The sequence below is a fragment of the Blautia sp. MSK17_66 genome (genome assembly GCF_020538025.1).
GTDB lineage: Bacteria > Bacillota > Clostridia > Lachnospirales > Lachnospiraceae > Blautia_A.
In genome coordinates, this window is record NZ_JAJBNQ010000010.1 from 29,569 (window position 1) to 49,429 (window position 19,861).

Consider the following 19,861-nt stretch of genomic DNA (forward strand, 5'->3'; position numbering starts at 1 on the left):
AACCCAAAACCAATTTTATTCTACCCAAAATCAGTATTTTTGCATTTATCCAATCGTAGCTTCTGCTTTATAGTTTTTCGGATTCACTCCGTATTTCCTTTTGAACGCCGCTGCGAAATTGCTCGCTTTTGAATATCCCACCAGTATAGCCACCTGGCTGACATTCAAATTACTTTCTAACAGCAGGCTTGCCGCCTTTTCTAACCGCTGGTCGATGACATACGCATGAACCGATGTTCCGAACAGGGAGGAAAAGCCCTTCGTCAATTTTGAAGTGCTGATATTGACCTGCCGCGCCAATTCCTCGCAGCTTGGTGCAAAAGCAAGCTGACTGTCAATAATCCTTTTTGCTTCGGTAATCGAATCCCTGTCACTTTTGGAAATGCTAATATGGTTCGATGAAAGAATACTGAGTTCCAATACTTCACTTAAATATACAGACAGCAATTCAAAAACTTTACTTTCCAAGAATAGATACCCTAAACCACCTCGGTATTGCGTAAAATCTTTTACCTCCGCAAAAATGTGCTCCATATACGGGGTAACGCTCACTTTTGAAATCCCTGTCAGTAATTTCTTTTCATAAGCGTTTATTTCACTATCTTTAAAGTAGTCATTCAAAATTTTGTGAAAATATGGCATGGGAATTTTTATATTCTTAAAAAGAAAATCTTTCTTCCCAGAATAACACAAATATTCCATTTTACCATGTCCCCGATAAATGCATGATTCGCCTTTCTGGATGCTGACACTTTGACGTGCATCTGCAATATTCCACGATACGCCATCATTGAAGCAGAATAAAAGTTGAATATAATCTTCGCAGCTTACACCCTGCACATTCATATCTGAAAAATAGTTCATTTTCCAGTCTGATACAACAGCTCCTTGCTTTGTAACAACTTGCGAAATCTGACCTGTTCCCATATCAGCCGGAATATCTATTGTCACTGTCTGCGGAGAGTTGGAGAGCAGATCGTGATACAGCTTCGTCATATATTGGTTTGTCATCGTGCGCCCTCCTTTTCTAGTTAGTTGAAGCTAATTACATAATACTTTATATTTGTTTTTTAGTCAAGGTAATCTAAACTATTGACTACTCTCTAAGAGTCAACATATTAATTTTCAAAGTATGCCATATCCCATGATTGTTCCGTTATTGATATCATAACTTCTCTGGTTCACGGCATCGCTGGAGTTTCCCTCTACCGTATATACGGTACTTCCCTCAGTTTTCTCCACGATTCCCACATGGTCTGAGGTTCCGTCCCCGTTCCAGTCAAAAAAGATCAGGGTTCCGGGTGCTGGGGAATATCCCCGGCTTTTCCACTTTCCCTTGCTCTGGAACCATGCGATTCCATCATCGCACAGGGAGAATTTTGGCATCTTGCCGCTCTCGATGAGTCCTGCCTGATCCCCACACCAGCTGGCAAAGCAGGCACACCATGCCACATGGCTGTCAAAGCCATACCACGACCAGAACTTCTGGCCTCCCTCATTTCCAAGCTGGGTAAGTGCCACCGATACGATCTGGTCGTTGCCTCCAAACAGGCCGGCAAACAATCCGCCGCTGGAATAATACCGCAGGACATGTGGGACATACTCTGGGTCGCCATAGGCACTCCATCCATGCGAAGCCGCCTGCTCGTTGGAAAACTGCAGGGCATTTTCGGCACTGTAACCGCCATACTTCCGTATCGCCCACGTTATGTATCCGTTGCCGTAGTTATATCCTTGCAGGGACAGTTTCAGCTTATCCATATCCTGTGGACTGGTGCATCCGGCTTCCTTCAGGCAGTCTGCATAATAATGGATTCCTACCTGTATGGAGTAATCTGCGTCCTGGATGGCATTGGGACTGTTGGAGTACCTGGTGTTGTATGGGCACTCACTGCTCTGCATGGGATCGGTTCCCCGGCCGCCGGATTCCTGCATCATGATCGCCTGTATCACGGAAACGTATTCGGGGATTCCGTACTGGTTGGCATATTTCTGGATAGCTGTTGTATAGGAAAGGACTTCCTGACTCAATGCTTCGTTGCTCTCTGAGCTTCCTGAAAATGCCGCACCGCCAATGATTCCGACCATGATAACCAATAAAAGAACGATAACTGCTCCGGCGGCTCCCAGTGCAGCCATCATGGACTGCACGGTTTTCGCTGCCGCTTCCACGGCGGCTTTGGCTGCCTTGAAGGTATTCTGCCCTGCCCTTGCCGTTTTCTGCATCCGGCGGACGTTGTTGGACGTCTGCATGGCAGCTTTCTTCGCCGCCTGCTTCGCTGCCCTTCGTTCCATCTGCTTCTGCATCCGGGCTGTCAGGGCGTTGGAGCTGGCCGCACGGAGCTTCTGCTCTGGCTGGACGCTGATCTTCGCAGACTGGGGAGCCGTCTTGATGATACGCTTCTGTATGGTTTTCGGCTCCGGCTGTTTCCTTGGTTTTTCTTTAATCCGAATGGTTTCCGGCTGTTTCTGTCGGATGGCGGTCTGCCTTACTGTATCTTTTGCTTCCTTCTTCTGGCTCTGTTCTCGGATGGAGAGCTGCTTCATTTCTGCTATTTCCTGTCTGTTCTGGATTCTTGGTGTCTCCCTGGCAGCCCGGATCTTCTGCTCTTTCGTTTTTACGGCATCTGAAACCACCTTTTGCCGCTGGGCTTCCTGGATCTGTACTTCCCGGATCTGTGCTTCCTGAGCTTCCTGGCTGGCAGGATTGGCGATCTGTGTGTCCCCTGTTCCTCTGGCGGTTTCTTTCTCCGCTTCTTTTTTGCCAGCGGCTCTCTGTTTGATCTTCTCGTAGGAAGTCTGTGCTGCTGTCTTTCCGGCTCTGGTTACAGTTCTGCCAGTCTTTCTGGCAGCCCATTCCTCTGCGGATGCGACTTTTCCACTGGCATACTCGGATGGGGACTGTTCCCCCATGTCATTATCCCTGGCATTTGCAATGGTCTGGGACTTTTCCTTGCTCTCCAGTATGGCCGTCCGCATCAGCTCCTTCGGGATTCTGGAGGCAGGATTTTTAGTCTTTGGTTTTGTTGTGACTTCTTTGGTTTTGATATCCTTCATCTCTCACCTCCAGTCCCGATCTGTACTGCTCTTACGCTTCGCCCGGCTTGGTCGTCATCAGACGGTACAGCTTTGTATTTCTTGGGAACGAATTTTCAAACGGCACCAGATTCCCGGAGCAGCGGATCAGACCGTGTCCGGCACCCACATTGGTGATGTAGGATAACTGGTTATCCGAGATATTCAGAAGTGCCGCAAGCTCGTCCCGGTCGGTGGTTGCCTGATTCAAAAGGATTAGGAATTCACTGTTTGCCAGCATCAGGCGGGCGGTATCGGATTTCAGAAGTTCTTCCACGTTCTGTGTAAGCCCGGTCACAAATCCCGAATACTTACGGATACGCTTGTACAGGCGGTAGAAAAAGTCTGCACTGTATTCATAGCGGAACAGCAGATAAAACTCATCCGCAAAGATCCATGTCGTTTTCCCCTTCTTCCAGTTCTGGATCACACGGTTAAAAATGGAATCCAGTGTGACCAACATTCCAAGGGGCATCAGCTGTTCGCCCAGCTCCCGGATGTCATAGTCGATGATACGGCTCTTCGTATTGACATTGGTTTCCTGGGCAAAGGTGTTCAGGCTTCCATTAATAAACAGTTCCGAAGACAATGCCAGCCCTCTGGCTTCTTCCTCCGGCTGGAGCATGAGCTGTCGGTACAGATCCTTTAGGGTCGGCACCTGCCCTTGGTATCCACCCCTCATATAATCCCGGTACACATCTGCGGTACAGCGGTCAAGGATGGATTTCTCCTTTGCTGAAAGGTTTCCGGCTCCTACAAGCTGCTCAAAGAGGGATAGGATAAATTCTGACTTTTCAATCAGAGGGTTACGGTCATTGCCATAGGCGGAGTCCATGTCCAGTGCATTCAGATGGGTATCGGAGGTTGCCGAAATCCGGATGACCTCGCCGTTTAAGGCTTCCACCAGTGAAGCAAACTCGGACTCCGGATCGAGGATGAGGATGTCATCTTCCGTGGAAAGGGCAAGGTCTACGATCTCTTCTTTTGCCGAGAAACTTTTTCCAGAACCGCTGACTCCCAGTCGGAAGGAATTTCCATTTAACAGCTTTCTTCGGTCTGCCACCAGCATATTTTTGCTGACTGCATTCTGCCCATAATAAATGCCGCCCGGCTGCATGATCTCCTGTGTATGGAACGGAATCAAGACGGCAGTGGACTCTGTGGTAAGGGTACGCACCGCATCGATCTTCCGCAGACCATACGGCAGGACGGTATTCAGTCCATCGACCTGTTGCCATTTCAGGGTTGCCATCTGGCAGAGGTGTTTTCTTGCAATGGAATACAGGGTTTCCGTATCAGAATCCAGTTGTTTCTTGCTTTCTGCCATATGTACCATTGTCAGGATACCGAACATCATCCTCTGGTCCCTGGTAGTCAAGTCGTCCAGCATCTCCTTGGTTTCTTTTCTCTGAAGCTCCATATCATAGGGAACCACAGCGGAAAAATTATTGTTTGCATTCTGGCGTCTCTGCCAGTTCGTTACGTTGGTCTCTACGCCCAGCAGTCGGTTCTGGATCTCACGCACTGCTTCATCTGTTGGTACCGGGATGATGTCAATAGACAGCATCAGATTCCTGCCAAGGCTGCACAGTTCGGAGATCATCTCGTCTTTCACATAGCTGGCGTAATCTTCCATAAAAAGGACTCTGCCGTACTGCTCGCCCAGCTTGAAATGGTCGTTGTGGAACTCCATCGTGTCCGGGCAGATCCAGTCCTTGAAGCTGTGTCCATTTTTCGCAAAGGCTTTCATGTCAAACGGAAAGCTCTGCGGAACGTCTGCCTTGAAAAAGTCCCGGAAAATCTGGAGCCTCTGTTCTGCATCCAGCTCTTCCCCGATGGAGGACAGCTTGGCCAGATGGGTGATGATATCCGTTCCCACACGGGCGAAGTATGTCCTGGCTTCATCGATGTTCTTCTTGTGGACGCTGACGGTCAGATAGCGTTCCTGGTAAATGCTGTTGTTGGTACCGGAGATCTTGGAAAGGAGCATATCGTTATACTCTTTCCGGTACTCGTCCAGTCCATCTCCTTTCATTGGAATCAGCAGGGACTGCTCAAACTCTTCCTTGTTGATCTTACGGTTGTTCAGGGTAATCTTCGCCGTACAGCCGGAATCCAGTGCATTTAAAAGTTCGGAGTAGTCCAGGAACATCTCTGTCTTATCTGCTTTGCTGGCAATGGAATAGTTGATATCCGTAAACCGGAATGTCCGGGAATACTTGCTCTCCACCTGAAAAATACCGTCCGGCCAGATCTTGCGGATCGGGATCGCCTGCTGGACAGACCTCGGTACTTTGAATTTTTCTTTGTCCTGTTTCAGTGTCTGACTCAGGGTTTTAATCAAGGGCATCACCCCTTCCTCCTGGCTTCTTTGGTTTCTTCTGTTTCGTCCGCTTCTTCTCCAGAAACTCCGCTCCGTTTCCCATCATCTTTTCACCCAGCCGCAGGCTCTCTTCCATGCAGGAAAAGTACAGGTTCTCTGATTTGAATACCAGCCGTTTCGGGTACAGCAGTTCGGATTTGATGACTGCCCATGCGAACTGTTCTGCCGTCATGCCGTGGTAACGGAAAAAGCCGCAGGCTGCAAAGGGAGCCGCTCCAAGCACGCACAGCCATCCGGTTACCTGTTCCCCGGCATATTTCCGGGTGACAAAATAGATTCCAAGGGCTGCCAGGATCGCCAGTACCGAAAATAAGCACTGCCGGAAGCTTAAGCCCCAGAACATTGACTCCTGATAGTCTCGGATTTCTTTATTCATTTTCACTTCCATGTTGTTTCCTACCTTTCTCTTTGTAATCTCTGTTTTTTCTTTTGTTTCTGTTTTGGTACATCCCTTTGCCGGATGCCATTTCTTTCCATAAATCTTTTTGTTCCTTCCGGATCAAGCTCTGCCAGTTTTTTCAGGTCGAATGCAACCCTCTGGAAGATTCAGTAACCGGAGGATGCGGTATCCGGCTGTATCGTTCCCAGCTTATGCTGCTTTATAAAACGAAGCTTTTCTTTGCTGAAATTGTGGTCGATATAGGCTTCATTGATACCGCCCAGCGGAGCAAAAGGCAGGTTTACCGTAAGGTCTGCAAAGCTTTCCGGGTATCCATCTTCCATATGGTAAAGCCCGATATAGAGATTGTCATCGCTCATGTAACTGTCTACCCTGAGAAATAATTCCTCCCGGCCATACTGCCAGTCGTAGCTCAGTGTCTTTGGTTCTTCCATTTTTTTCGCCTCCTATAATCCCATGATTTCTTTTACGATACGGTCGGATGCCTTGACTGCCCCGACCAGTACCAGCAGGTTAAATACCAGTTCCCCGACGTAATTCCAGACAATGGTCACGGCGGACAGGCTGGTGTCCCCGATGGCCGGCGGACTTGATGCAAACACCGAAAAGATGATGCAGGCCAGTGCGATGATGGCTCCTTCCAGACATACCCCGGCGTAGGAACGGATAAAGTTCTTTCCTACAGACTGGGTTGGCTCCCCGGCAAAGGTTGCCAATGGAATCGGTGCGATGGCCGTGTACATGTACAGCTTGAACATTCTTCCATATACGGTCAGGATCATTACAAAGGAAAGCACGGTAATTAGCAGACTGCCTAACAGGGTTACGATCCACAAAGGGATGGATTCCAGCATCCCGACCGCTTCGATCTTGTCCACGATCTCCGAGGGCAGTTCCGTTACGGTTCCCCCTGCCATCCCGGAGTGGGACATGATGTTTGTCACGATGCCCTGCACAATGGAAAAGATCGCAGTCAGAAGCTCCATGCCGGACATAACGGCTCCCTGTGCCAGTGCAAAACGGATAAAGGCTTTCACTACGTGTTCCGGCTTTTTCATATCCGTGAAGCTCCCACAGGTTTTTATCAGCCCTGCCGCAAAGAACAGAACCAGCAGGCCGTACCCGATGGCTTTCAGTCCACCGTTGATGTTCGTCATCACGCTCCAGATTGCCCCGCCCTTGAAATTCTCCGGGCTTTGCGTCAGCAGTGTCCAGATTTCAGCCAGCTTGTCGCTCCAGGTCTGCAAGGCAGAATTTAGATTCTGTACGATCCAGTTATCACTCAAACAGTTTCACCTCCCATCCTCAAAAGTGAGCAGGGAGCCGGCATTTCGCATGGCTCCCCTTCTGGACTCTTCTCCTATCCCATGATCAGGTCCAGGATCTCTTTTGCAAAGGTAATGATGATACCGCCTGCCAGTGTCAGAAATCCGTTTGCCCTCTGGCTTGGATCGTGGCTCTTTAAGGACAGACCGACCTGCACGATACCAAATCCCAGCAGGATCAGGCCAATGGCGCGGATCAGGGAAAAGATAAACGTGGACAGGTTATTGACTACGGTCAGCGGATCGCCTGCGGCATAAACGCAGGTCGCCCCAATGCAGATTGACAGTACCGTAACTGCATACAGAGCAAACAGTTTCTTCTGCCCTCTCTTCATCTTCAGCGGTGCGGTCTCTTTCCTGATTTCTGTGTGTTTCTTATTTTTCAGTAAATTCATTGGCATTCCTCCCATCAAAAAAGCTCCCCGATGATGTCCTCATCCAGAAGCAGTTCGTAATCGTCATATCTTGTTTCGTCAAATGTAAAATCATCATGCGCCAGCGGTGCTTTCGCATAATTGAACGGGCCGGCACCTCCGTCCTCGGTATACCGGATGTTGGGATGCTTCATCAGGTCATACTTGGCATCCAGTATGGGCCGCTCCCCACGGATAAACAGAAGTGCATTCTGGTTATCCAGCATACGGACTTCATCCGGCTGTAACAGCTCCCTTCCGCTCTGCTGGAAGTTGGTGGAGTAGCTGCCGGATTTTCCTTTGGTCTGCCCGTAGGTGTTGGTGTCTATGGTTTCTTTCCCCAGTAATTCTGATACATATTTGTGTGTCTCTTTTTCATTGCCGCCCAGGTACAAAAACTCATCGCAGTTGCCCACCAGACTTTCCCAGGAGTCCTTGAACAGAGCCTTTAGCTGGCTCATGTTCTGGATGATGATGCTGCAGTAAATGGAACGGGAACGGCAGGTTGCCAGGATCTTCTCAAACTCATTTGGCAGGGATACGTTTGGAAACTCATCCATGATGCAGTTGACCGGAACCGGGAGGGCACCGCCATGCACACGGTCTGCCATGTAATAAAGCGTCTGGAAAAGCTGGCTGTAGATCATGCCTACCAGATAATTCAAAGAGGTGTCTGCATCCGGGATACAACAGAAAAGGGCAACTTTTCTTTCTCCCATGTTGGAAAGATCCAGTTCATCAGTATTGGTCAGCTTGGCGATCTGCGGCAGATTGAAGGCTGCCAGCCGGACACCTACACTGATCAGGATGGACTTGGCGGTCTTTCCTGCCGCCTGCTTGTAAATGTGATACTGCTTGACGGCAATGCTGTCCGGGTCCCGCATCTCCAGACGGTCAAACAAAATGTCCAGAGGGGACTCGTAGTCCTCGTCCTCTTCTTTTACCTGTGCCGAGCCTAACATCTCCATGATCATGGCGAAGTTCTGTTCTTCCGGCGGAGCTTCGTGGAGCAGATACAGCATCAGTGCCTGAAGCAGTGCGGTTTCGCTCTTCTCCCAGAAGGGATCGGAGGACTGGGAACCTTTGGGTGTGGTGTTTTGTATCAGATTGGAAATAAGACGGAGCACGTCTTTGTCATCGTGGACATACTCGAATGGATTGTAGCAAAAAGATGTGTCGGGATTGATGAGGTCAAAGACACGCACCTCATATCCTTTCTTTTCCAGCAGACCGCCTGTCTTTCGGAGCAGCTCGGCTTTCGGATCGGTGATGACCATCGAACAGCAGCACTGCATGATGTTTGGCAGGGCAAAGCCTCTGGATTTTCCTGCACCGGAGCCTCCCACTACGAGAATGTTGAGACATCTGCGGTGCTTGTGGGTGTCAAGGCTAATGCGGAAGTTCTGTGTCAGCAGGATGTTCTGGGAGTACGGCTTCTGGCTATATTTCTTACAGATCTGCCGGGCATCGCCCCATCTGGCAGAGCCATGTTCTTCCCCTCTGCGGTAGTTCTTCTGACTGGAATAAAAAATGCCGATCCCGGCTGCGTAAAGTAACGTGCAGACCAGCATCGACTTGATGGTATATTCCGTATAATGAAACTGGAAGGGATGGTTCAGCTTTTCTGTGAGAACCTCCATTAGCTCGAAAAGATTCCTGCCCGGCTGGATGGCATCCGCAAGCAGGATTGCTACCCACCAGATGACAGGCAGTCCGGCAAGCAAAATCACCCAGTCTGACTTCCGGCTGTTTGTTACCGGGATGGCTGCTGTTTGGGCCTCTCTGCTCTTGGCAGGTCCGTAATGTGGAAGCTGTCCACTCCCGGAACGAGGGCAAGGCTGCTTCCATTCTCCCAGTTTACGTGGATCTGCCCTGCATCGTCTACCATATCCACCTTACCTTTTAAGCCGGGTGGCATGTGGCTCTCCCCCTCCATGCTGTTAAGCGTGACCTCGGTTCCCGGCGGATATCTTCTCCGCATGGCTTCTATTCTTTCTTGTGTCATATTTCTGTATATTTGTACCACATCCTTTCTTCATCTTCCCCTTCCACGGTATGGGCGGTATCTGGATTTCATGATCTTTAACAGAACGCTGTCGATCCCATCGGAATAGCGTCCGTTTTTCAGGTATGTGTCCCGGAGCTGGTTTAAGGCTTCCACGGATTTGCTGTGTTCGGCTTCTGTCAGGTAGAGCTTTCCCTCTTCCTGCTCTGCCAGCTTCAGAACCAGATCCCGTGTGGTATCCACCGGAAGCCCCTGTTCTTTTTCCTGCCGGAACACTTCCCGGAGTGCATGGATCAGCATGTGGTTCATGATCCGGTCCATCTTTACATATCGCATTCTTGTCATAGGCGAGCCTCCTTTTTTCCTCTTTTTTCTCAACCACAACATACCACACTTCCTCCCGGAAAGCTACTGCAAAAGAGCCGGAAAAGCCCCTTTTTATCAGCGTTCCGGGGACTTTTTACTCTTGGCAGGTTTCTCCGTTTTTTCCTCCGGGATGGCAAATTCATCGGTCATAAATTCCTGCTCGCTTTTGCCAAGGTTGCGGTCTACCTGCTTGCCAATGGAATAGGCTGCACTCTTTACATCCTGGATAAAGGAGCGGAGTTCTTTCGGATCTTTCTGTCCGAATGCCTGCATCTGGCATACCTTGTCAAAGGAAAAACCGGAGACATCCACGCCGTATTTCTGTGCTGTCACATACGCCGCACAATAGGCCTGTGCCGATACCCCTGCCCGGCTGTAGCTTCCATCGTGATGGTCAAGGGATGCACAGGCCAGCTCCCGGCTGATGGAATGGAACGTTGCATTTTCGCTCATGCCATTTCGGACATAGATCGTCCGCTTGTTCGGGATATACTGTGCCTGTACCTTATCCGGCAGGTGGTCTGCAATCTGAATCCGTACCTCGCTGTCGGTCAGCAGTGCTTCCATCAACTGGTCCATCGGTTTTGGCTCCGCCTCTTCCGGCTGTTTGGTGCGAATCTGGCTGATGTCATAGGCTTTCTGGATGGAGTATCCCTGCTGGATGACACCATCCTTTTCGTATTCCTGTCCGACAATGAAATTGTATCCCTTGCTTCCGGTCTTGACTACTTTGCCTTCTTCTTTCCATTTTTCAAAGGTCTTAATCTGACGGATCTCCGGGTTCTGTGCATAGAGCAGGAACAGGTTGTCTGTCCTCTGTGGCTTACACTGTCCCATAAAATCAAGGAATCCTTTTAAGGAGTCCCCATTCTGGAAGACCTCCTGTGCCTTTCCATCGATCATGCCCCAGATTTCTTCCCTCTCCTGCTTTTTCTGTGCGGCATATTCCTCTTTCGATAGCCGCTGGGCGGACGGTTCCTGTGTGTCCTGCCCTAAAAATTTTGTCAGGTCCATCTTCTACCTCGCTTTCACCTTTCGTTTATTTCTCGCTTTCTTCTGCGTTTTCTTTGGTCCACGGTTCTTTTCCCGGCTCCGCTTCTGGGATTCCTCTGCTTTCTCCCGTTTGATGCTCTCCAGCTCCCGGCGGACACTGGGACGCTCCTGTTCCCTTGGCTTTGCTCCATCAGTCCCGTTTTCCTGCCCGGTAGAAATATTTCTGCTGTGCAAGGAAGAGCCGGACAGATTCTCTTCCCCCTCTTCCTGCACCGGGATAAAATTTTCCAGTTCAGAAAACTCCTTTTCGGGGTGGTTCTGATTCTTTTCCCCTTCCGAAAAATCCATATCACCGACCTGGAATGCTTCGTCCAGATCGCTGATCTCGAACTGCACCTCGCCCTCCGGCATCTGTACGGTTTCCTGTACTGCTTCGGTTTCCGGTGCTTCCATTCCGGCAGTTACCTCATGGACAGCTTCCCCGACTTCGCTTCTTACAAAATCAAGGTTCATCTTATCCATGACACGGTTGACTTTGGCTGCGTCATCCGCAAAGACCATGACCTCGCTCATCTCCGGGTTCTTTTTATCCCGGATGATCACATAGAGCAGTCCCCGTTTCCTGCCCTCACTGCAGAATTCTCTCAGGCGGTCGGACGGCACGGTAAAGAACTTCAATGGCTTGTTCTCCTTTAACATCCGCACCATCCGGGTTCTGCCCCTCGTTTTCTTCTGGTCTTTTAATACGGCGGCAACAAATACCGCCAGATGCTTTGCCAGCGTACCCGAAAGCCTGAGCCCGTGGTCCACGCCGTCCAGCGAATACCGGACGATCTGGTCCGCCGCATCGCCTCCATAATTCATATCATTCACCTGCTTTCTGTTCTCGGTTGTCTGTTTTTCTCCGTCTGCTCTTCCTGTTCTGCCTGCCTCTGGATCTGCTCTGCCAGACGCATCTTTTCTTCCATCTCTCTGGACTGCTGTTCGATCCGGATACAAAGGCGGATATCCTTCCGAAGCGGCTTTAGTTCTTCGGTGATCTGACCGATCCTGGCACTGTCCGGTTCGCTCCGGTAGAGCCGCTTCCGTTCTTTGGTGAGTGCCTGCACCTGTTCTTCCAATGGAATTCGGTAGACAAGCAGCTCTTCACGGGTGGTGATCTGATGCTTCTGGAGAAATTCCATCTGCTCGATCCTGGCATCCAGTTTCCGGATATCTGCCCGGAGCACCGGGGAGATCCTTTTGGGTTTCTGCTTCAGAACACCCATCTGGTACAGATAGGAATAGTACAGGGCCTGTATCCCTTTTAACTTCTTTTTCGGGGGTCGGGAAGCTCCTTCTTTTCCAGCAGGTGTCCTGCTCTTTGGCTGCAAGATCCACTGTCGGATGCCCTCTTCCGAATAATTCTTCCCAAGGCTCCGCAGACGGATATACCGTTCCATTCCCGGTGCTTTTAATGCAATGTACTTCCGGTTCAGCTTCCACTGGTATCCCCTCTGCTTCATCTGATCCAGGAACTGTTTCCATGTGAAGCTCTCTACCACTGCATCCCGGATATCCAGACGGATCGAGGTTCTCCAGGTCGGCTTTCCGTCCTGTTCTGCCATCCACTGGGCGTAGGATTTCCCCTTGCCGTTTTTCGGCTCGATGACGGATAAGCCGTATTTCAGGCATAAGGCATCCGAAGCTTTCCGCACATCTTCGTAGTAACTCCTGCTGTTGCTGTGATATTTTTTCCCATCTTCCATGCTCACGGAATTAAACACAATGTGGTTATGGTAATGCTCCGTGTTCAGATGGGTAGTGATCACTGCTTCGTATTTTCCCTGCAGGAGCCTTTTTGCCAGCTCCATGCCGATCCGGTGGGCCAGCTCTGGGGTGACTTCCCCTTTGGCAAAGCTCTGCACCAGATGGAAGCCCTGCACCCCGTCCATCTTGTGGTATCGTTTCTTTGTAGCTACCATATCTTGATAGGCAGTCTCACAGACACAGCCGATGGCATCCTCAAAAATGGAACGCTCCGTCTTGTCCCGGTTCATGGCGTAATCAATGGCTTCTTCCAGAGAGCCGGCACTTTGCCCTTTTTTTGTGGTCTTATCCTTGTTTCGGATGTACGTGATGGAATTGTCCAGACGGCTGACCGGGATGATACTGGTGTATGCCATCGGCTACCATTCCTCTTTGACCAGCCTCCATGTTTCTTTTGTCATGCGGAGCATTTCCCGGATGCTCTCTTCCCCGGCCATCCCACAGCCGTTAGCTACATGGGCAAGCTGGTTGGCATTGTTGCACAGACCGGATATTTTCCGCAAAAGCTCCGTATGATGCTCACAGGGTCTTGCCCGGACTTCGCCGCCCATGACAAGGGAACGGATATATTCCTCACGGGACAGGCCGCTTTTCTCTACCTGCTCTTCCAGAAAACGCAGCTCCTTCGCATTGAGGCGGACTGGTATCACATGGTTTCTTTTTCTCATCTCTTCACCTGCTTTCCAACGGGTTATTGGTTGTTGCTCCATTACATTTCACGATTTTTCCAGATCAGGAAACCTGCCAGGACGCCGATGGCTACCGCTGCAGCAATGATTTTTTTCTTCATATGGGCCTCACCCCCTTTCCGATACCTGGCACAGCACCATCGGGGCGAACATGATCCCTCTCTTTTCCATCTCTTTTGCAAATTCCAGAAGGTTCCATTTCTTCCCATCGATCATGGCAGAATCGGCATCCAGATAATGGCAGGTGGATACATTCCGCTCTCCATTTGGGGCATTCTGCACAAGGCTTTCTCCGTCTGCCAGACGGAATAGTTCCTCTCCCTGGCTGTTTACAAAACAGATGCACACGCCGTGGTCGATGATCTCCTTCCGTTTCATCCGGCACCGCTCCAGTGCCTCATCCTCACGCTTCCCAGCTATGAAAAGACACATTGCAAAAATTCCCATTACTCCTCCGGTCATTGTGCCAAGTATAAATCCCAACATTTTTTCGTTCTCCTTTCGTCTGTTTACGGCTCGGTATGGGGGATTGGGGTTCTCCCCAAAGTGCGTTTGGATATCCAAACGCTATGCTTGCAAAACCAGTCGCATCCGGTTTCGTCCCCTCTGAACCAGTTGTTTTTCTGAATCATTCATTTTCCTTGATTTTGCTCAACCCATCCAGTGTGGTACAGATGATATGGAGTCTGTCAGCCATGCTGATCTCCGTGTTCATCGTCCCGGTGGTCTCTTTTCCGCAGACAACCACCATCCTGCACCGCCTTAATATCTGGTGGGACATTCTCCGCATGGCCTGCATATCCTCTGCATCCCCGTCATCAAGGAATGGGGAAAAGCTGTACTGCGGGCAGATCGGCACATATCCCAGTTCGTAGATCTTCCGGCAGTACCGCTGTACTTTGGTCTTTCCTTCTTCTGCAGAACAGCAGACATAAGCAAGTGCCTGTTCCAATACGACCATCTCCTTTCCTGGCCGGACAGGTTTCCTCTGCCCGGCGTTTTTCCAAAAAGAAACACCCACAAAGCATTCCGCTCTGTGGATGTCTTGTGGACATCTGGATTCTTTTCTTCTCTTTTTCAGATGTCTGCCAGACATCCGGCTACTGTGGTTCTTTGTTTTCCGCTTCTTCCCCAGCTTCCAGTGCAATGCGGACACGGTCGCTTCCCAGCTTATAATACGCATCGGTCACTTCAATGCCGACTGCCTGAAACCCCGACTCTGCCGCCGCAAGGATGGTAGTACCAGCTCCGGCAAACGGGTCTAAGATCAGGCCGCCCGGCTCACAGATCTGGATGACATCCTTCATCAGCTGGAGCGGCTTTTCTGTCACATGGATGCGGTTCTGGGGATTCCCATAACGGAACACACCCGGAAGGCAGGACACCGGGCGGTTGATCGGCATCGGTCCGTTGCTTCCCCATACAATATATTCTGCCTGCTGGCGGAATCTGCCTTTCTGCGGACGGGAGTTCCCCTTGTCCCAGACGGCAGTCCCTCTCCAGATCCACCCTGCCCACTGGAGGGCATCGGTGATGGACGGGTACTGTCTCCAGTCAATAAAGAGGCAGATCGGAGCCCCTCTCTTGCAGGCTTTCCGCACATCGTACAGCCATTCTGCCATCCAGTGGGTCCAGGAACGCTGGTCTTTATTATCCCCATCAAAATCCGGCAGGGCATTTTCTGCTTTCATGCTGCTGTACTTCTGGTTGGTAGTTCGGTTGCGTTCGTTCTGCTTGGTTCCCCCGGACGCATAGGGCGGATCGGTTATAACTGCATCAAAGATCCCCGGCTGGAATCCTTTGACCAGTTTTAAGGTATCTCCATGCAGGATACGCCAGTTCTCCCCTCCGGCAGACTCATCCTGCACACAGTCCGGTTTTAAAAGATCTTCAAGTTTCAGGGTATTTCCCATAGGCATCATCCTTTCGGTCGCTTATTTTCCAGATTTCTCTGAAAGTGCTTTTCTTTATGGAACTGCTCATCGGCAGGTATCCTCTTTTTTCAGTGTTTCTTTTCTCGGTGTTCTGCGCTGTTCACGGTGATCCGACAGTTCGGTTTCCACATATTCGCTGATGATTCCCAGTGCTTCATAATAATTGCCACTCTTGTGGACACGGTCTGCCATCTCGTTGGCCTGTTCGGACATCCCGGCACATCTGAGCAATCTTGAGGCATCCCCAAGGATTGAGAAAATATTTCCGTCATGCCCTAAGAGCTTCAGATTCGGACGGGACGGATTTGGTTTCGGCTGCTTTTCCTGCATCTCGTTTTCTGGTGCTTTCACCTGTATCTGGAAATCCGAGCCGGCACCGACATAGAAATGTAAGTATAATTCACCGCCGTCTACCTTGATCTCCCGTTGTTCCAGACTTTCTCCCCAGCCATCGCTGTACTGGCCTCTCAGATACTGCCCCACCACACGGTATTCCTCTGGTGTCAGACTCTCCCGGAGTGTCAGGTTTGCACAGCCATATAGAACACCATCCTGTTCTTTTACCGCCATTGTAATGCGTTCCACTTTTTCCTTAATGTCCTTGTTTCGGTCAAAATAATCGATCAGGTTGCATGGCTGGTTGTCAGGCATACCGAGCCGATTGATCTCGTCAACCTTTTCTGCGATGGATGTCTGATACTGCACCAGATCAGGTCCTTCCAATGGCTCCGCATCATCCAGATCCACAATATCTGAATAGTCCGGAATAAACTCTGCCATCAGAGGTGACAGCATTTCCACTTCTATTTTATCTTTCAAAGCATCACCTCGCTTCCCTATTCTGCCGTTTCTCCGGTGTACGGGCAGCCATTTTTGCCATGTCTGCCCAGTCTGCCCCTTCGATTTCCGGCAGGTTCTCGATGATCCGATAGCTTCCCTCGTAGGCTTTTCGGATATGTTCACACGCCCACCGTCCGGCAAAGTCATTGTCGGTACACACTTCGATCTCGGTGATCTCCGGGTGCTGGGACAGAAAATGTTCCAATGCCTGCGGCTTTTTCATGCTCCACTGGCTCTGCCCTTCTTTTGGTGCGCTGATCCCGCCAAGCTCCAGACGGTACTTATCCCGGCTTCCCTGTCTCTGTTCCAATGTCATGTGGGCAAGCACATCCACACAGGCTTCATAAACAGCAACCCGTCTGCATCCCGATTTCGCCGGAACACAAAAAGCGTATGCCTTTTCACTTCCGGCCTGTTCCATCTTAAAAGACTTTCCGCTGGCATCGTAAATCCCACGCAGGAAAGCATATCTTGCCACCTGGTTTTCATCCCGGCCTATGAACACGGCATTGTGGTAGGGCAGACTCTCATATAAGATTCCCAAATGAACACACCGCTGTAAGACCTCGCCACTGATGCCCCGCTCTTTCAGATAGCGGAACACCCTGCGGCAGTCTGGGCTGGCCGTAGGCAGGACAAATGGCTTCTTTGGCTTTGCTTCCACTGGAGGAGGGATATAGGTGGGATACTCATCTTTCAGCATTTGCACTGCCTCCAGAAAAGAACACCCGTCTACATGAATCAAGAAATTTAAAGCACTGGTGCCCCCGATATCTCTGGATTTCCAGTGCCACTGGCTGGTCTGCTCGTTGATCTTAAAGCTGTCGTGGTCTGTCAGCTCCCATTCATTTCTGGCTGAAGATTTTTTCAGACGGTTTGGCTGATATTTCTTCAGGTATTCAATGGCGGTAATCTCCCTTGCACGTTTGATTTCTTCTTCCGGAATCCACGGCATTACATCACGGTATCCCGGAGCTGCTCTGCCTTATCCGTTTTCTCCCACGGGAATTTCTTTCTTCCAAAATGCCCGAACACCGCACTCTGTCGGTAGATTGGCCGCTTCAGGTGCAGGGTGTCACAGATCTGGCTTGGGGTAAGCCCGAACACCAGAGGGATCGCTGCGGCGAGGCAGTCATCCGCACAGATCTTTCCCGTTCCAAAGGTATCCACCTGCACCATGACTGGCTGGGCAACCCCAATGGCATAGGCAAGGGACACCTGGCATCGGCTGGCAAGTCCGGCAGCTACCATGTTTTTGGCGATGTAACGGGCCATGTATGCCCCGGAACGGTCAACTTTGGAACAATCCTTCCCGGAGAATGCACCGCCGCCATGCGGTACCAGGCTGCCGTAGGTATCCACCATTAGTTTCCTTCCGGTCAGTCCGGTGTCTGCATCCAGACCTCCGCACACAAATCTGCCCGATGGGTTAATCAGGATCTTGGTATCCTCATCCGGTGGCAGCATACGGAGTGCCGGGCGTAACACTTTCTCCCGGATCTCATGCTCCAGCTTCCGAAGAGATTTTTCCTTTTCATGCTGGCAGGACACAATGACGGTATCCAGCCGGGCAGGTCTGTCATCTTCATACTCCACGGTCACCTGCGCCTTTCCATCTGGCAAGATTCCCGTGATATATCCGCTTCTACGGCTTGCAGACAGTTCCCTTACAATGCGGTTCGCCAGAACCACTGGCATCGGCATAAGCTGCGGTGTCTCATCGCAGGCGTAACCAATCATGATGCCCTGATCCCCGGCACCGCTGGCAAGTCCGCTCTGAACAGAAACAGTCCCTGCCCTTCGTTCTCTGGATCTCTCCACTGCCCCGGCGATATCCGGACTCTGTTTGTGGATGAGGGCATCCATGTGGATTTCCTCTGCTTCATAGCCTGCACTCTCCAGCACCTTTTTGATGATTTCAAACACCTGTGGCTCAAATCGGCTGGTGATCTCTCCTGCCACAATGATGTTCCTTTTGGTCGCCAGCACCTCGCAGGCCACTCTGGAATTTTCGTCCTCTTTCAGACACGCGTCCAGAATGCTGTCTGCGATCAGGTCGCAGAGCTTATCCGGATGTCCTTCTGTTACGGATTCTGCTGTATAAAATCGTTTCATAATCGTTACCATCCTTTCCAAGTAAATAATAACGGCAGGAAACGCTCCTTTCTGGAACACTTTCTGCCGGATCTGGGTTATAAGTTGTCTCACATTCTGCACTTTTCTGGTACTTTCAGACACTTTTTTCAACCTAAATACTACCAATGCACACCCTTACATAATCCCCCTGTTTTGAACACATCCCTGCCCGTGCGGTCATTATTTGTCTCATTTTCTGCACTTTTCTGGTACTTACGAACACTTCTGACTCCACACTGCCCCGGAAACCGGCACCGCCAGGACGATGTTCCTGGCACCGCTCCATTCATATGAACACGTGACGAGCGTCAAAACCTTATCGTATATACACTTCAGGTAATCATCCCCGGTTTCGAACACTTCCCTCTGCTTAGCTGCTTTTAAATATTCCTGCACTGCCTCCGCATCTGCGAGTTTCTGCTGGAATGGGAACAAATTCCTGTCTGCTTTCAGCACCGTGACAATTCGGTATTCCTGAATGCTATCCTCTGTCTGAAGATAAGCAAAGGGATGCTCCTGATAATATGTTTCATCTGCATAGAAGTCCAGATTTCCGAACATTGCCCCACTGTTCATGTTGTGACCGTAAATGATAAGGTTCCGACTTTCAGACACTTTGCAGTCTGCCTGTAAAAACAGGCTTCCGTTGATGTCATATTCCTTTTTGTAATTCCGTTTCAGGTAAAACTCCCCATTCTCCTGTTCGGACTGAAGCACCGGATAATCGATTCCGGTATCTGGTATCGTCAGCCATCCCTGCACATCCAGGTATTGTTTCCGAAGAGTAACAAGGTCTACCGCAGCCACCGGGCATTTTCTTCCAGCTGGTTGGTCTTTCTTTTCAGAGCCTGAGGCTCCCGGAGCTTCCGGCTCCGGGAAATTCCCTTTCAGCTCTGCCACCAGCTTTTTGTTTTCCATTGGAAGATATACCATGTGGTAAATCAGAAATCCGGCACTTAAGAAAAGAGCAGCAAGACATACCGCTTGAAAAAGTTTTTTCACGATTTTCATCGTTCCTGTCCGGCTTTTCTCTTCTTTGGCTGACTCTTCTGTGTCTGTCCCGGCACAGGCGGTTTCCTTGCTGCTTTCAGGATTGGTTCTGTTGGAATCTGATTCTGCCTGCAGCCCTTTAAGATTCCGGTCAGGTACGACCGTCCGGGCGGATTAAAGTTCTGCATGTAATCTTTTGTCATGATATAGACAATGGCTTTGATCTCTCTTCCGCCTTTATTCTTGACGGTGATTTCCTGTTTGTCGTAAAAATCAGGATAGCCTTCATAAAGATCCAGGCTCTTTTCGCAGTCCCCGGTCAGTGACCAGAGGACGCCGTCCACATGGCTTCCCTCTTCCGGGAAGATGGTGGCAAGACCGCTTCCTGCGGCTGCAAAGGTCAGCCGATACCCCTCCAGGCGGACGGTTTCTACCACCTCCGCCTTTGGGCACCGATATGCCATCTGGTCCAGATCCATGTTGCTTCCATACGCAAAATATAA

Annotated in this window: 22 protein-coding genes; all 22 read right to left on the reverse strand. The window is 50.3% G+C overall.

What is annotated here, in order from left to right; genetic code table 11:
• Nucleotides 1-45: 45 nt before the first annotated feature.
• The 22 genes from LIR34_RS06785 to LIR34_RS06890 all read right to left on the reverse strand — a co-directional run bounded on the left by LIR34_RS06785 (nucleotide 46) and on the right by LIR34_RS06890 (nucleotide 19,837).
• Entirely contained in the window at nucleotides 46-1,011 is a 966-nt protein-coding gene (locus tag LIR34_RS06785) for a helix-turn-helix domain-containing protein (RefSeq protein WP_117889138.1), read from the reverse strand.
• A gap of 114 nt (nucleotides 1,012-1,125) precedes the next feature.
• Complete coding sequence (locus tag LIR34_RS06790; protein ID WP_173902533.1) at nucleotides 1,126-3,057, reverse strand: lysozyme family protein; 1,932 nt, start codon at nucleotides 3,055-3,057, stop codon at nucleotides 1,126-1,128.
• A 31-nt stretch (nucleotides 3,058-3,088) separates the two neighbouring features.
• Nucleotides 3,089-5,419 (reverse strand): VirB4-like conjugal transfer ATPase, CD1110 family, encoded by a 2,331-nt coding sequence (locus LIR34_RS06795; protein WP_330603670.1) that lies wholly within the window; start codon nucleotides 5,417-5,419, stop codon nucleotides 3,089-3,091.
• Complete coding sequence (locus LIR34_RS06800) at nucleotides 5,412-5,846, reverse strand: PrgI family protein (RefSeq protein ID WP_173902531.1); 435 nt, start codon at nucleotides 5,844-5,846, stop codon at nucleotides 5,412-5,414. The genes LIR34_RS06795 and LIR34_RS06800 overlap by 8 nt, the downstream gene beginning before the upstream one ends.
• 158 nt (nucleotides 5,847-6,004) lie before the next feature.
• Nucleotides 6,005-6,292 (reverse strand): DUF4313 domain-containing protein, encoded by a 288-nt coding sequence (locus LIR34_RS06805; RefSeq protein WP_244092282.1) that lies wholly within the window; start codon nucleotides 6,290-6,292, stop codon nucleotides 6,005-6,007.
• 12 nt (nucleotides 6,293-6,304) lie between these two features.
• Entirely contained in the window at nucleotides 6,305-7,144 is an 840-nt protein-coding gene (locus LIR34_RS06810; protein WP_044920352.1) for a hypothetical protein, read from the reverse strand.
• A gap of 74 nt (nucleotides 7,145-7,218) precedes the next feature.
• Nucleotides 7,219-7,593: a hypothetical protein gene (locus LIR34_RS06815; RefSeq protein ID WP_006428302.1), complete on the reverse strand. Its 375-nt coding sequence runs from the start codon at nucleotides 7,591-7,593 to the stop codon at nucleotides 7,219-7,221.
• Nucleotides 7,593-9,326 (reverse strand): VirD4-like conjugal transfer protein, CD1115 family, encoded by a 1,734-nt coding sequence (locus LIR34_RS06820; protein WP_173680746.1) that lies wholly within the window; start codon nucleotides 9,324-9,326, stop codon nucleotides 7,593-7,595. Before LIR34_RS06820 ends, LIR34_RS06815 begins: the two co-directional genes overlap by 1 nt.
• A 23-nt stretch (nucleotides 9,327-9,349) precedes the next feature.
• Entirely contained in the window at nucleotides 9,350-9,601 is a 252-nt protein-coding gene (locus tag LIR34_RS06825) for a DUF4314 domain-containing protein (protein ID WP_015513377.1), read from the reverse strand.
• A gap of 30 nt (nucleotides 9,602-9,631) precedes the next feature.
• On the reverse strand, nucleotides 9,632-9,946 hold the full coding sequence (locus tag LIR34_RS06830) for a hypothetical protein (RefSeq protein WP_015513376.1): 315 nt from the start codon (nucleotides 9,944-9,946) through the stop codon (nucleotides 9,632-9,634).
• Nucleotides 9,947-10,042: 96 nt separating this feature from the next.
• Nucleotides 10,043-10,981: an ArdC-like ssDNA-binding domain-containing protein gene (locus LIR34_RS06835; protein WP_173902530.1), complete on the reverse strand. Its 939-nt coding sequence runs from the start codon at nucleotides 10,979-10,981 to the stop codon at nucleotides 10,043-10,045.
• Nucleotides 10,982-10,984: 3 nt separating this feature from the next.
• Nucleotides 10,985-11,824 carry a PcfB family protein gene (locus tag LIR34_RS06840; protein ID WP_173902545.1) on the reverse strand — a complete coding sequence of 280 codons (840 nt, stop codon included), beginning with the start codon at nucleotides 11,822-11,824 and terminating at the stop codon, nucleotides 10,985-10,987.
• A 5-nt stretch (nucleotides 11,825-11,829) separates the two neighbouring features.
• Nucleotides 11,830-13,125, reverse strand: coding sequence for a relaxase/mobilization nuclease domain-containing protein (locus LIR34_RS06845; RefSeq protein ID WP_173902529.1), 1,296 nt, complete (start codon nucleotides 13,123-13,125; stop codon nucleotides 11,830-11,832).
• Nucleotides 13,126-13,128: 3 nt separating this feature from the next.
• Nucleotides 13,129-13,437, reverse strand: a complete 309-nt coding sequence (locus tag LIR34_RS06850) for a plasmid mobilization protein (RefSeq protein ID WP_044920349.1) — start codon at nucleotides 13,435-13,437, stop codon at nucleotides 13,129-13,131.
• A 129-nt stretch (nucleotides 13,438-13,566) separates the two neighbouring features.
• The gene (locus LIR34_RS06855; protein WP_006428287.1) at nucleotides 13,567-13,944 is read right to left on the reverse strand and encodes a DUF3789 domain-containing protein; all 378 of its coding nucleotides are present in this window, start codon (nucleotides 13,942-13,944) and stop codon (nucleotides 13,567-13,569) included.
• Between the two features lie 142 nt (nucleotides 13,945-14,086).
• A complete protein-coding gene (locus tag LIR34_RS06860) occupies nucleotides 14,087-14,554 on the reverse strand; it encodes a DUF7768 domain-containing protein (RefSeq protein ID WP_006428286.1) in 468 nt (155 codons plus the stop codon).
• A 4-nt stretch (nucleotides 14,555-14,558) separates the two neighbouring features.
• Nucleotides 14,559-15,371 (reverse strand): DNA-methyltransferase, encoded by an 813-nt coding sequence (locus LIR34_RS06865; RefSeq protein ID WP_244092281.1) that lies wholly within the window; start codon nucleotides 15,369-15,371, stop codon nucleotides 14,559-14,561.
• A 66-nt stretch (nucleotides 15,372-15,437) separates the two neighbouring features.
• Nucleotides 15,438-16,211: a hypothetical protein gene (locus LIR34_RS06870; RefSeq protein ID WP_244092280.1), complete on the reverse strand. Its 774-nt coding sequence runs from the start codon at nucleotides 16,209-16,211 to the stop codon at nucleotides 15,438-15,440.
• A gap of 4 nt (nucleotides 16,212-16,215) precedes the next feature.
• Nucleotides 16,216-17,187, reverse strand: a complete 972-nt coding sequence (locus LIR34_RS06875) for a DUF3991 domain-containing protein (protein ID WP_173744363.1) — start codon at nucleotides 17,185-17,187, stop codon at nucleotides 16,216-16,218.
• Nucleotides 17,187-18,347 (reverse strand): methionine adenosyltransferase, encoded by a 1,161-nt coding sequence (metK, locus tag LIR34_RS06880; protein ID WP_173902527.1) that lies wholly within the window; start codon nucleotides 18,345-18,347, stop codon nucleotides 17,187-17,189. The genes LIR34_RS06875 and metK overlap by 1 nt, the downstream gene beginning before the upstream one ends.
• A gap of 234 nt (nucleotides 18,348-18,581) precedes the next feature.
• Nucleotides 18,582-19,379: a class B sortase gene (locus LIR34_RS06885; RefSeq protein ID WP_006428281.1), complete on the reverse strand. Its 798-nt coding sequence runs from the start codon at nucleotides 19,377-19,379 to the stop codon at nucleotides 18,582-18,584.
• The gene (locus LIR34_RS06890) at nucleotides 19,376-19,837 is read right to left on the reverse strand and encodes a gamma-glutamylcyclotransferase family protein (RefSeq protein ID WP_006428280.1); all 462 of its coding nucleotides are present in this window, start codon (nucleotides 19,835-19,837) and stop codon (nucleotides 19,376-19,378) included. Before LIR34_RS06890 ends, LIR34_RS06885 begins: the two co-directional genes overlap by 4 nt.
• Nucleotides 19,838-19,861 lie beyond the last annotated feature (24 nt).